This window comes from Caldanaerobius polysaccharolyticus DSM 13641, from assembly GCF_000427425.1.
Lineage (GTDB): Bacteria > Bacillota > Thermoanaerobacteria > Thermoanaerobacterales > Caldanaerobiaceae > Caldanaerobius > Caldanaerobius polysaccharolyticus.
This window is the reverse complement of the sequence record NZ_KE386495.1, coordinates 114996-127891: the sequence shown is the minus strand read 5'-3', so window position 1 is coordinate 127891 and position 12896 is coordinate 114996. Positions and strand designations below refer to the sequence as shown.

The window sequence follows — 12896 nt, the reverse complement described above, 5'->3', positions numbered from 1 at the left end:
GAAAAGGAGAATTGACATGCAAGACAATGTGGTTCAGCAAGTGCTTAAAAGAGCTGTGCTTTACTTTGAATGCGATGCCAGGAGAATACACCATCTGCTTAAGGTCTACACCTTTGCCAGAAACATCGCTGTTTTAGAGGGGTTAGCAGGTAATGAGCTTGTTACAGTGGAGATTTCGGCGATTTTGCACGATATAGGCATAAAAGAGGCCGAGCGAAAGTATAACTCCTCCTCAGCGCGATTTCAACAGGAGGAAGGCCCAGGGATAGCCAGGGAGATTTTGACCCCTTTTGGCCTAGAGCCTGGGCTGGTTGACCGCGTGTGCTTTATAATCGGCAATCATCATACCTACACTAAAATCGACGGTATAGACTTTCAGATACTGGTGGAAGCAGACTTTTTGGTCAATATTTTTGAAGAGGGGATAAAAGACCCCGATGCGATCCGCTCTATAAAGGAAAAGTATTTTAAGACACCTACAGGCATAGCTTACATAGAGAGCGTATTTGAGGGAAGATAAATTAGATCCGCTGTGTGGATACAGCGGATTTTTTATTTCTTTATAAGCCTTATGCCTATGAGCATCAATATGACACCTGCTATTCGGTACCAGTTTACGGGAGTTCTGGGCATGCCAAAAAGCCCGTAGTGGTCGATGAGCATGGTGACGGCCATCTGGACTGTAACTATAATGGATGCAAAGGTGGCAGCGCCTATAGCAGGTATGACCACTATAGACAGGTACACGATGGTGGCGCCCAGAAATCCGCCCAAAAGGAGATATGCAGGGGCTTTAAACAGTGAGCCGAAGTGCTTTATGCTGCCGTCGGGTAGGCTTATCAGAAAGAGAATGGCAAGGCCTAACAAATTGTTTAAGACGGCGGAGTTTTTAGGATTTGCTATTTTGCCCAATGCCGAGTTCATGGGAGATTGAAAGCCTAACGCTATTCCTACAATTATAGCTCCTATGTAAAAAATCCATTTCAATTTCAACACCCCTTGGCGTTTTATAGATGTTATTATAGCATATTTATGGTTGTTATAGCTACAGTGGCAAAAAGCGATATATTTTGACATGGTGGTGGTGCTATAATTGAGCTGGAGAGGAGGACTATGATATTATGAGGGTTCGCCTGGAATTTGATGCGGAAAAAGACCTGGTATTGCCTGTTCAATACAACAGCATACTTCAGGGGTTTATATACCATAACATAAGAGATGAGAATTACAGCCAATTTCTTCACGACGAAGGCTATAAATACGGCAAACGCAAGCTCAAGTTTTTTACGTTTTCCAGGATTGAGGGTAGAGTAAGGGTGGTGTCGGGTAAAATTTACATAAAGCCTCCTTTTTCACTGATCATATCTTCGCCTATAGAGCAGTTTATTCATGACCTGGCTGAAAATATATTCAGAAAGGACAGGCTTTACATAGGCAATCAGGGCGTGGTCTTGAGGAAATTAGACGTGTATTCACCCATAGAGTTTGGGAGCCGGGTTAAGATAAAGATGCTTTCTCCTGCTGTTATGTACAGCACCATAGATAGCCCGGAAGGCAAGTACACCCATTATTATTCGCCATGGGACAACGTGTTTTCCTACCTGGCGAGGCGAAACATAGAGATGAAATACGAGATAATAACAGGCTTTAGGCCTGAGAAGGCGGAGTTTCGGATAATACCTACAGGACCTAAAGACGACAGGTATCAGAAGGTGTTGAATTTTAAAGGCACGGTGATAAAAGGCTGGATGGGGACTTATTATCTGGAGGGCGACAGCGAGCTCATAAAACTGGCCTATGACGCGGGTATTTGCAGTAAAAACTCAGAGGGTTTTGGCTGCTTTGAGGTAATCAAATAAATTTTTATAACAGGACATATCATGACAACTTTATATTCTAAAATTGTATTTAGAAAGGGGGCAGAGGCGTTGTTAGAGGCTATAAAGGAGATCGGCGAGGTTATTTTAAGCCAGGGCGGCGATGAAATTTTAAGTGAAATGACAGTGGAGATAGAATTGTCCAAAAGCGACAAGACAAAGCAACATGTGGTTATAATTGACATCAATACGGATACAATGAAAGCGAGCTTTGATGTGGAAGAGCTTAAGCCTGACTCTGTAAAAAAGTACCTATGGGTAGGTAATGCAGTTTCTAACAGTCTTCAGTGGAGAATTACCACTGACAATATAGGCTATTTGTGTTCCCAGGCGCTACCCGCCCTTTGTGAAAGGCTAAAGGAAAGCAGTTTAAGGGAAAAAATCAAAAAGATCGTGGAGCAAGGCATGACGTCCTTTTCAGATAAAGTGGGCAAAAGATACAGGTATGTATGGGATCTTAACAAAATGGGCATTGAAAAGGGATTTGATGCCATAAGGTTAGAAGAGAAAATCTCTCAAAAAAGTCCAGGTGGAGACATAGATGAAAAATTGATAAAAAGCGTAGCCGATTGTATAGAGGGGTACGTGAGGGGCAGGTTCAACTTAGATGAGAAAAAAGACATGATATCCCTTTATACCCTGAAAATCGACGGAGACCTGGTGTGCCAGGATGAAGGTTATGTAAGCCTCATATATGACGAGAAAATCAACGATATATTCAAAGGTGTAAAGCAAGGGGTGTGTTCTGTTTGCGGTAGAAATGTCCCTGTAACCGCAGATGTCAGGAGATTTAAGCACAAATACTATAATACCGACAAGCCCAATTTTTCTTCAGGGGTCAGCGGGGATTTTTCCAAAAATTTTAGCCTGTGCCCAGACTGCTATAAAAGCATCCTGGTGACCGAGGTGTACATGCGCAATAATCTGGGCAGCAATATAGGCAGTATACCGCTTTACATCATACCAGGCTTTTTGTTTAAAGTCGATATGGACCGACGAACGCTGGATGAATGGGCAAAGTACGTCAATTACAACTTTAATTTTGTAGTAAGCTTTGAAGGCATGGACAAGTTTGTGGACGGCTTGAGGGAGTATCTATACTATGAGTCCGAGGGCAACAACTACATCCTCAACCTTCTCTTTTATAGAAAAAATCAACAGGAATTCAAGATTCTAAAGCTTATAAAGGACGTGCCTCCGTCCAGGATAAAGGAGATGATAGCTGCTAGCGGTGCCACGTGGGAGGTGGGCAAAAAACTACTAGGTAATTCTAAACTTTGGAGTATTGACTTAAATAAGATATATTACCTTATACCCCAGAGAAAAAAGCGCAACGAGCTTTTAGAAGTGTCCAAGTTATTGCAGGTTTACGACGGCATTTTCTCGCAAAAGCCTGTATCAAAGGCATTTCTCATAGATAAGTTTGTAGAGCTGGCGAAGATATACAGGCTTAAGAGGTTTGAGGGGTATAATATATCCGCCGGGGTGCTATATAATACTTCTCACGGCTACCAGACCCTTGATCTTTGAGGAAGGGGAAGCCATTGAGTTGCTGGATGACAACAGAAAGTATTTTGAGGCCCTGGACAGGGTTAAGTTGATACCTCGACTGGAGCCATTGACCCTTGACCAATTCGCTGATGAATTTGTGATGATGTACGAGGATGGTATATCCTATCTAGTGGTGTTAAACACCATAAATGCGTCGTTGAGGTTTTACCGGGCTATAAAAGAGAAGTTGCGCGATAAAGGGGTGGCGTTTTTTTACCTGTCCACAAATATTATACCTAGAGAAAGGAGAAAGAGGATACAGGAAATTCGCAGCGCTTTGCAAAAAGGGAAAAAGATCATAGTCGTCTCTACCCAGGTGGTGGAGGCAGGTGTAGACATCGATCTTGATGCCGTGGTGAGGGATTTAGGGCCTATTGACTCTATAGTGCAGGTGGCTGGTAGGTGCAATCGCAGTGGTTGGCGAGACAAAGGTCGTGTTTACGTTTTTAACCTTAAAGACAGCAGAAGCTATTCGGCAATGATATACGGGGCGTTGAGTACCATCGTATCTATAGACGTGTTAAAAGGAGAAACGGATGAAAACCGTTTTTACGAAATGATCAACGAGTACTTTGAAAGGGTAAAAGACAAAAAGAGTTTTCAAAAGTCCGACGACCTTATAGAGGCCATGAATAGCTTCTGCTTTGATGTAGACGATAACGTGGAGTGTTGCAAGCTATCAGATTTTCAACTGATAGAAGAAAACCGCGATTACGTAGATGTTTTTGTGCAAGTAGATGATGAGGCAGCAAAAATCTGGGATGAGTATGAAAAAGGCGTGTTGAAAGAAAAGGACTTTGTAAAACGGCAGGAAAATTACCTTAAGGTACGCAGGGATTTTAAAGATCATCTGGTATCGGTCCCGGTCAGGGTAGCAAAAGACCTTATAAGGCCCACGAAAAACTCTTCCGTATGGCTTGTTCCCCTTGAAAACAAAGAATACTATTACGACGATGAGACAGGCTTTAAGCGAGACATAGATGACGAAATTCTTATTTTCTGAATCAAGATTTATCCTGCGTGGAGAAGGGAGATGGGCTCAACAGCGATGGCGGAAACGGAAGAAAGGCGGGTAAACGGAACGCTTATCTGGTATTACTACGTGTGCAAGCGGGAGGTTTGGCTTATTGCCCATAATATCAGCGCTGATCAAGACAATGAATTTCTGGATGTGGGCAGGTTTATTCACGAGAATTCTTACAAAAGGGACAGGAAGGAAATCAATGTGGGCAATGTTAAGCTGGACGTATTACAGCGGGACGAGGGCCAGTGGGTGGTGGGAGAAGTAAAAAAGAGCAGCAAATACGTATTGAGCGCAAAAATGCAGCTTCTCTATTATCTTTGGATTTTAAAAGAAATGGGAATTGATGTAAAAGGAGAGCTGCTGTTTCCTGAGGAGAAAAAGCGCGTAGAGGTTTTAGCAGATGAAGAGTCTTTAAAAGAGCTTAAAAGGGCAGAAGAGGATATTGTGAGAATAATAAACCAGAGTATGCCGCCTGTGGCCCAAAGGATTCCCTTTTGCAAAAATTGCGCCTATCTGGAGTTTTGTTGGGCATAAAGAGGTGGTAGTTGTGAAAAAAAGCGTTTATATATTCAACGATGGAGAATTTAAGCGAAAAGACAACACGATATATTTTGAATCAGAAAACGGGAGCAAGTTTCTACCTGTGGAAAATATCAATGATATATTTGTATACAGCGAGACCGATTTTAATAAAAAGTTTATAGAGTTTATAGCCCAAAAGGAGATATTAGTACATTTTTTTAATTACTTTGGATATTACGTGGGTACATTTTATCCCAGAGAGCATTACAATTCCGGGTATATGATTTTAAAGCAAGCTGAGCACTATCTGGATACAGAAAAAAGGTTGAAGCTGGCTAAAAGTTTTGTAGTTGGGGCAGCGAGAAACATGCAGTAGATGAAAGGACAAAAAGGCCTCCACGGGATCCTTTAAACGCTTTGATAAGTTTTGGGAATTCACTTATGTACACGGTGGTGTTAAGCGAGATATACAAGACTCACCTGGATCCGCGTATAGGATATCTGCATTCCACCAATTACAGGAGGTTTACGTTAAACCTTGATGTAGCTGAAGTGTTTAAACCTATCATAGTGGATAGATTGATCTTTTCACTTATTGACAGAAAAATGATAACCGTTAATGATTTTTCAAGCACTATGGAAGGACTGCTGATGAGTGAAAGCGCCAAAAAGAAGTTCGTGACCGGATTTGAGGAAAAGATGAAGACCACTATAAAGCATCGCGCTATAAATAGAGAGGTTTCATACAGAATGCTTATAAGGATGGAGCTGTATAAACTGGAAAAACATCTTATAGGGGAAAGTGAATATACACCATTTGTAGCCAGGTGGTAGTATAGTGGTGTTAAAGGAGGTAAATAAAATAATTATTTACCTCCTATTTGATTTACTTTTTTCTCTTTTGCACGTCATTATATGTGAGTGAGAAAATTTAAAAGGAGGAGGGGTTGATGTGGCAGGATTTATACCGAATTGTATTTCACTATTTACTTAAACTAGGCGTGTCGCGTGCCGATGCGGAAGATATAGCGCAAGAAGCCCTATTATCTACATACCTGCATTTAGACAGCATCCAGGATGGAAAGTTGAAACCGTATGTTTTGGCAACAGCAAGAAATAAGTACATCGACTTTTTAAGGAAGAATAAAAAGGAATTCACCGTGTCATCTATTGGTAGTTTTTGTATAAGCAACTTCCCAGAAATTCATCAAATAGAAAATAAAGAGATAATAGAAAATGCAATTAATAAACTTAGTATTACCGAACAAAAGCTTTTTTATATGAAATACAGCCTAGGGATGACAAACCACGAAATTTCATTTGTGCTTAAAACCAGTACTGATACAGTTAAGGCAATGTCCTGGAAGTTAAGAAAAAAGTTAAAGGAATATCTGAAAGAGGAGGGAGGCAGTTAGATGTTACAAAATATAAATACAGGAAATGGCAGCGACGATATAAATTTCGATGAAAAATCCTTTTTGCGCAAAGCCCGCCTAAAAAGTATTCTGCGCATAATATTGATTTCTTTAGGGGTAGCTGTTGGTGTTTTTATACTGGCTTTTGTAGCTCCGGAGTTGATTCTGCAGAATCAAGAAAACCGCATAAATAGTTTTTATCCTGATCTTGTAAAATTTACCGAACCCAACACCTATGCCCTTTCAGGGGAAAATTACAGCGTCAGGTTGTTCGGTCGACAAAAGGAATATTACTTGGTAAGGTTAATCGGCAATAAGCCTTATCCTGCTGGAACAATAACTGTTGATTTTGACGTCTGGGGAGGAGAGCAAACCAAGGGGGACCATTCTTTTTGTATTTTAAACCTAGATGTTGATAAATCTTTGAATGCATATTCAAAAATATCCACAGCCATACCGGAAGTGACCAAAGAATATCTGGTTCCATATGCAGTTCCGAAGTTAACCTTCTATCATCCAGCGGTAAATTACGAAAAATTCATTAGAGAATTCAATATGCTGGAAAATATACCAGGAGATTATATTGTTGAAATGGCGTTATCTTTCAAAAAAACCTTAACGCTTGATGAAATGAAAACTTTGATGCCAGGAGATTTAAAGCTTATGTGGGGCGCTGTATCTGTTTTTAAAGATCAAGATTATAAGAAAAGCAATTATCTTGCAGAAAAGTTGCTCGGAAACCCTTATATTAATAGCATTGATGGCGAAAAAGAATTAATCAATGAACTTGAACGGCTCAGCCAAATTCCGAGCTATCATTCTGACAACCTGAAAAGAACAGTGAGTTTTTTAAAAGAAAATGGTGTAAAATATTATGGTGTTGTGGTAGTTGGATCTCCTGAAACCTTAAAAAAATTATCTTCTAATCCAATAATAACAGGTGCGGTTTTAGGTATAGTAACAACCCCTTATTAATATACTTTCCATGAAAATGCAGAGAAAATACATAAATGGGTATAGAGTAGAGCAGGGTTTACCCCTGTTTTTTTGTGTATATCTTTACCACATGATATAATTGATTAGGAGTTATTTTGTTTCAACTGCCGGCAAGGTAATGCAGGTATGCAACTGACAAAAACAAAAAGGAGGTCAGATATGAGATTAAAAGTGATTGCCTGTAAGGTTCTCCTGAGAGAGCTTTATTACCTGGCGTACAAATCCAGCAACATTGTAGATATTTATTGGCTTAAACAAGCCCTTCATAACGAACCTGAAAAACTTAAGAAGACTTTACAAAGGGCCATTCAGGAGATTGAAGCTGAAGATGAACGTTACGACGCTATTTGCCTGGGATAAGGAAAAATAGCAAGAAATTTTTTATTCCTATAATGGTGGGATTTACTGGTATTCACCAGGCTGGATTGAACATTCCATTCAACCGGGAAAAGAACGCTATGATATGGTGTATAAGAACTATGTTGAAAAATACGGAGAAGACAACGCCCAGTATCTCATGGATATGGAGCAGAATTGGATGAAGGCGTATGAAAATGCCATATATATTAATTGGAGCCAATTTGATACGTCACAATATATTGATTATACCCGTCAATGCGCAGAATTCTTAAAATGGAAGTGGGAAGTGGTAGAAGGATCTGACAGCTTACTGGGCGATATGCTGGAAGGTCATTGGGATGAGGAAAGATTCCTGGTGGTACCTCCAGGGAGAACCATAAAACCCACTTACCGGGATGATATTATTGGTGTTTCAGACCATCTTTTGATAGATTAACCACATAAATTAATGGAGGGATAAGATGAACAGCATATTATCTGTTAAAAATTTAAAAAAATATTACGGTAGAGTAAAAGCAGTTGATGACATTTCATTTGAACTTTATCCCGGTGAGGTTGTAGGGCTTATAGGCCCAAACGGTGCCGGCAAAAGCACTACTTTAAAAACTATAATGGGGCTTTTGAGAAAGACAGAAGGAGAAATAAAGGTAGGCGGTTACGACTATAAAGACAAGGAAGCGCGACTGAAACTTGCATACATACCTGAAACTCCCGATATATACCCAATGCTTACAGTCTGGGAGCATATGAAGTTTATTGCTCTTGCCTATAATCTTGACAATTGGGAACAAGAAGCTTTGAGATATCTTGAAGCTTACGACCTTATGGATAAAAAAGATGAATTGGGGGCTAATTTATCAAAAGGCATGAGGCAAAAAGTTATGGTGATTTGCGGACTTTTACACAAACCGGAGGTAATGCTCTTTGACGAACCTTTTGTAGGACTTGACCCTAAAGCAATTAGAGAGCTTAAAGTTACAATTCGGCAACTCAAAGAAGAAGGAAAGTCTGTACTTTTAAGCACACATATGCTGGATTCTGTACAAAACCTTGGGGATAGAGTACTTATTTTAAAAACAGGGAAGCTGGTCTATGAAGGGACTCTTGAAGAGGTTATGGTAAAAGCCGGTCCTGGAAGTACATTAGAAGACTTATTCTTGGAGGTAACAAAATGAGAGAGATGAAAGCTTTGTTTATTCTGGATATGTTAAAATTTAAGAATTTTTTGAAATATATAATCAAAAACCCCAAAAAAATATTTATATATTTATTCCAATTTATGTGGTATATGTTTATACTTATACCCGTTATAGTAAAAAGAGGAAAAACATTTAGCGAAATAAATGGGATAAAACTTACATATCTCAATGCTGGTATGACGGGTTTAATGTTTTTAGGAGTTGTTGCTTCTTTGTACAGTTCATTAAAGCAGCCAGGCATTGTTTTAAGAGAGGGAGATATTGGCTTTCTCTTATCTTCTCCTATAAAAGAAAGAATAGTCTTTTTATGGTATATGATAAGAGCAATTTTCAAAGGTTTAATTTTAGCTGTTCTATATGTTTTTTATTTACCTTTTTTGAGTGTGACTATGGAAGTCAGCAAACATTTTCAGAATTTGATTTTTGGATATTTAGGAATATTTACTTTCTTTTTGGCCTTGGCTCCTTTAAGCTTTTTGATTTATTCCATTTCAATGAAATTTAATGCGAAAAACGTCATTAAGTACTTTTTAAATGGTGTATTGGTTTTAATTGTTGGCTTTGCAGTGTATTTTGCGTATAAAGAACAAAGCCTATACGGTTTGGTTGATTACTTCACTTTAAAGATATGGGATTATGTTCCTATTATAGGACCTTCAAAACAAATGATATTGTCATATTTCACAGGAGACGCCACTCACAATATTGAATTTATAATTTTGCAAATAGCTACGATAGCCTTTTTGGTCTTAATCGGTGTATATTTTGCGAGAGATTATTATGAAGAAGTTACTACTTACAATGAAACCTTGAGGAGGATAAAGGAAAGGGCCAAAAAAGGCGATTATTATGGCGGAGTTGAAGGAAAGGCAAAGAAAGGAAAGAAGAGACGAAGAGTGGAAGTAAATTTTGTACCAAAAGGTCCATGGGCTTATGTATGGCTTAAAATGGTGGAAAACAAGAGACAGATGGGTTCTATCTATTTTAATTTTTACAACCTTCTTTTGCTGGCAATTTCAATTGCTTTTGGATATTTCCTTCCAAAAGATGACCACACTATAATATTTGCTTTGGCTTTCGTGTATGCCTATATGGCATGGCTTTTAAGCATGGTTTCTACGATATATGTGGAATTAAACAAAATGTACATTTACATAATACCCGGAAAAGGAATACAAAAGTTAATTGCAGTAAATTCAGTACCCCTTTTAAAAACATTTATAACGGCAATTCTCCTTATAGTACCTGCTTCGATTTTTATGAAACCCGGCTTATTAAATATTATAGCTGCTATACTCTTTATAATTGGTTTTTCAACTTTACAGAGTTTTTCTTCTGTTTTTTTGCAGGTTTTTTTACCCTCAAAAGAAGACCTTAAAGTAGCAATGCCATTTTTTAAGCTATTTGGGGTGTTATTTGTACTTATACCTGTAGGGGCAGTAGCCATTCCTCTTGGTATGGTAACAAAAAGCATGGGAATAGGGGTTTTATCATCCTCTATAATGATGTTTTTGGAATCAGGGGTGTTTCTGCTTTTTGCAAATTTTATATTTGAGCGATTAGAATTAAAGTGAAGTTGCCGTGTGTAGATTTTTAAAATTGATTGAGGGCATAGCTTAGCGATATCACTACCAATTTGGTGAACCAACAAAAATCGTGTCGTATGATTCAATATAATCGATTTTTGATTTTAATGGAGGCTTATAACCCGCCTGTATTTCTTTCTTTGCTTGCTCCACAACCGCACGGTATGAATTGGGATAAGGCACTGCAGGTTGTATCTCACAAATAGTTCTACCAATCTCTTTGTGAATTAGATTTGCAATTTTACGCGTGTTTCCGGACCAGGTAAAATATGCGACAAGGATTTGTTTAGCCATATTTACTCTCCTTTCAAAATATTTATCTAGGAGGATGCGTCGTTTAAAGCACTTAGTCCCTCTGGAGCCAGCTCAATATCTGCTGCGCCTATGGCTGCTGATTTATCAAATAGGCCCAACAATTCGATGAGGTACATATGGCTCTTCCAAATAGGCAACTTCCTCTGGGCTCAGAGAAACCGTTAAAGATGCCACCGCTTCTTCTACATGGGAAATCTTTGTTGCACCTATAATAGGAGCAACCACCGGTTCTTTCTGCAATAACCAAGCCAATGCAATCTGCGCCTGAGATACTCCGTGTCTTTGTGCCACTTCCTTTACCCGATCCACTATAATCTTATCCACTTCATACGTCGAGTCATATTTGGATTTCGCAATTTGGTCGGTTTCATAACGTTTAGTTTCCGCTGACCAATCTCGGCACAACCTTCCTGCTGCCAGTGGACTATACGGTGTGACGGCTATCTTTTCAGCTTTGCACAACGGCAACATTTCTCTTTCCTCTTCACGGTAAATGAGATTATAGTGATTTTGCATGCTTACAAAACGAGTCCAGCCGTTCTTTTCTGCCGTGTAAAGCGCCTTTTGGAATTGCCACGCATACATCGCAGAGGCACCTATATATCTGACTTTTCCTGCCTTTACAATATCATGCAATGCTTCCATCGTTTCTTCAATTGGAGTATTGTAATCCCAGCGATGAATAATATACAGATCAACATAATCCATTCCCAAGCGTCTCAAGCTATTGTCGATCTCCCTCATAATTGCCTTCCTGGAAAGGCCTCCACCATTAGGCCCATCAAACATTTTGCCCCATACCTTTGTGGCAATAACAACCTCATCGCGGTTTGCAAAGTCCTTTATTGCACGTCCTAGAATCTCTTCGCTTATCCCAAGCGAGTATACGTTAGCCGTATCAAAGAAGTTAATTCCAAGCTCAAGAGCTCTTTTAATAATAGATCGACTCTCTTCCTCATTAAGTACCCATTTATGATGCCATACATTAGGGTCTCCAAAACTCATACACCCTAGGCAAATCCGAGATATCTCAAGCCCTGTGTTACCTAATCTTACATATTCCATTCTTTGACCCTCCTGCCAATAATATAGTTTATTTTAACTCCACAATTAAAGTATACATGCTGGAGTTAGCTCCAAGTCAATACCCCTTTAAGGCTATAGACTATAGGTTTACATAATAGCTTGCATTACATAGTTGTATTTTGCTTTGCCATTTTATAAAGAAGATCTTTCTAGACTTTTTCTGCACTTTTGGTGACAACGAATGGCAAGCTCTCTGCCACTGCCCGTTGGGAATGCAGTGCGTTGAAGCAACCTACCACTACGAGCTAGTACCACGCCGTATCAAGAAACAATTAGAGAATGTCGGATAAGGAGGTGCCAGGAATATTCTGGGTTGTCTGGTCGCTGGTAACTTTATCGGTGGTAATGAACTGCTATATTTACTTGAAAGAAAACAAAACCACAAGTTAGCACGTGAAAATATCGTTGTATTAACGTTTATAAGTCTCTATGCACCTAGAAACTTTTTTCATCAACTATTTTTATACGCGGAAGGAAAAACCAATTTAAAATCAAGGGTGACAAGAACCTGACCGTGAACCTGTTCAACTACGTTAGAGCCGATTCGGGAGCTTGGCGACCGCATTCTTTACCTACGGCTTGACGGTAGAGACATCCCGCCGCTGACCGATTCTCGTGGGAGGGTCACAGACAGAGCCATCGAGGTTTACGTCAACCCGGAAACCTTCAAGATGACGACCACCGGATTTGTGGTGAGGGTCGAGGATACCTCTACCCGTGGCAAGGTGCTGGAACTCATTAAGCAGAGCGGCGAGGACGGGATAGTCTTCAAAGACATAGTCCAGGAACTGGGAGTGAGTGAGGAAACCGTGCGGCACTACATCCGGGAGATTCAGGACAGGAACATGCCTATAACGGAGGAAGGCGGTAAGGGGTAGAAACCCAAAATCTACCGCTGGGTTGGGAAGCGGGAGAAAGATGCAATTGTAACCGAAACCCCGTAAGCCCCAAACCCAAGTAGAGTT

At 39.7% G+C, this 12896-nt stretch carries 15 protein-coding genes and 1 pseudogene; 13 read left to right on the top strand and 3 right to left on the bottom strand.

Annotation, left to right across the window (positions count from 1 at the left end):
- Window positions 1-16 precede the first annotated feature (16 nt).
- Window positions 17-520, top strand: coding sequence for an HD domain-containing protein (locus CALPO_RS0106855; RefSeq protein ID WP_026486663.1), 504 nt, complete (start codon window positions 17-19; stop codon window positions 518-520).
- 32 nt (window positions 521-552) lie between these two features.
- Here the strand turns inward: CALPO_RS0106855 and CALPO_RS0106850 are convergent, their stop codons facing one another.
- A complete protein-coding gene (locus CALPO_RS0106850) occupies window positions 553-987 on the bottom strand; it encodes a DMT family transporter (RefSeq protein WP_035172449.1) in 435 nt (144 codons plus the stop codon).
- A gap of 134 nt (window positions 988-1121) precedes the next feature.
- On the opposite strand from CALPO_RS0106850, the gene cas6 reads away from it, so the two are divergent.
- The 11 genes and pseudogenes from cas6 to CALPO_RS0106790 all read left to right on the top strand — a co-directional run bounded on the left by cas6 (window position 1122) and on the right by CALPO_RS0106790 (window position 10518).
- A complete protein-coding gene (gene cas6 / locus CALPO_RS0106845) occupies window positions 1122-1859 on the top strand; it encodes a CRISPR-associated endoribonuclease Cas6 (RefSeq protein WP_026486661.1) in 738 nt (245 codons plus the stop codon).
- A 69-nt stretch (window positions 1860-1928) separates the two neighbouring features.
- Window positions 1929-3407 carry a TIGR02556 family CRISPR-associated protein gene (locus tag CALPO_RS0106840; protein WP_026486660.1) on the top strand — a complete coding sequence of 493 codons (1479 nt, stop codon included), beginning with the start codon at window positions 1929-1931 and terminating at the stop codon, window positions 3405-3407.
- A complete protein-coding gene (locus CALPO_RS13465; protein WP_156940157.1) occupies window positions 3337-4431 on the top strand; it encodes a CRISPR-associated helicase/endonuclease Cas3 in 1095 nt (364 codons plus the stop codon). The genes CALPO_RS0106840 and CALPO_RS13465 overlap by 71 nt, the downstream gene beginning before the upstream one ends.
- Before the next feature lie 30 nt (window positions 4432-4461).
- Window positions 4462-4986 carry a CRISPR-associated protein Cas4 gene (gene cas4, locus CALPO_RS0106830; protein ID WP_245589919.1) on the top strand — a complete coding sequence of 175 codons (525 nt, stop codon included), beginning with the start codon at window positions 4462-4464 and terminating at the stop codon, window positions 4984-4986.
- Window positions 4987-4999: 13 nt separating this feature from the next.
- A pseudogene (cas1, locus tag CALPO_RS13460) lies at window positions 5000-5808 on the top strand (CRISPR-associated endonuclease Cas1).
- Between the two features lie 116 nt (window positions 5809-5924).
- Window positions 5925-6389: an RNA polymerase sigma factor gene (locus tag CALPO_RS0106815; RefSeq protein ID WP_026486658.1), complete on the top strand. Its 465-nt coding sequence runs from the start codon at window positions 5925-5927 to the stop codon at window positions 6387-6389.
- Complete coding sequence (locus tag CALPO_RS0106810; protein WP_051585894.1) at window positions 6390-7364, top strand: sigma factor regulator N-terminal domain-containing protein; 975 nt, start codon at window positions 6390-6392, stop codon at window positions 7362-7364.
- A gap of 180 nt (window positions 7365-7544) precedes the next feature.
- Window positions 7545-7745, top strand: a complete 201-nt coding sequence (locus CALPO_RS15100) for a DUF1638 domain-containing protein (protein ID WP_026486656.1) — start codon at window positions 7545-7547, stop codon at window positions 7743-7745.
- Window positions 7746-7761: 16 nt separating this feature from the next.
- Complete coding sequence (locus CALPO_RS15095) at window positions 7762-8181, top strand: DUF1638 domain-containing protein (RefSeq protein ID WP_084295222.1); 420 nt, start codon at window positions 7762-7764, stop codon at window positions 8179-8181.
- Window positions 8182-8206: 25 nt separating this feature from the next.
- The gene (locus tag CALPO_RS0106795) at window positions 8207-8920 is read left to right on the top strand and encodes an ABC transporter ATP-binding protein (RefSeq protein WP_026486654.1); all 714 of its coding nucleotides are present in this window, start codon (window positions 8207-8209) and stop codon (window positions 8918-8920) included.
- Window positions 8921-8925: 5 nt separating this feature from the next.
- Window positions 8926-10518: a putative ABC exporter domain-containing protein gene (locus tag CALPO_RS0106790; RefSeq protein WP_245589918.1), complete on the top strand. Its 1593-nt coding sequence runs from the start codon at window positions 8926-8928 to the stop codon at window positions 10516-10518.
- A 54-nt stretch (window positions 10519-10572) separates the two neighbouring features.
- On the opposite strand, the gene CALPO_RS13455 is transcribed toward CALPO_RS0106790, so the two are convergent.
- Together CALPO_RS13455 and CALPO_RS0106780 are read right to left on the bottom strand one after the other, a co-directional pair.
- A complete protein-coding gene (locus tag CALPO_RS13455) occupies window positions 10573-10824 on the bottom strand; it encodes a flavodoxin (protein WP_035172666.1) in 252 nt (83 codons plus the stop codon).
- Between the two features lie 105 nt (window positions 10825-10929).
- Window positions 10930-11910 (bottom strand): aldo/keto reductase, encoded by a 981-nt coding sequence (locus tag CALPO_RS0106780; protein ID WP_026486652.1) that lies wholly within the window; start codon window positions 11908-11910, stop codon window positions 10930-10932.
- A gap of 692 nt (window positions 11911-12602) precedes the next feature.
- On the opposite strand from CALPO_RS0106780, the gene CALPO_RS0106775 reads away from it, so the two are divergent.
- The gene (locus tag CALPO_RS0106775) at window positions 12603-12809 is read left to right on the top strand and encodes an HTH domain-containing protein (protein WP_026486651.1); all 207 of its coding nucleotides are present in this window, start codon (window positions 12603-12605) and stop codon (window positions 12807-12809) included.
- Window positions 12810-12896 lie beyond the last annotated feature (87 nt).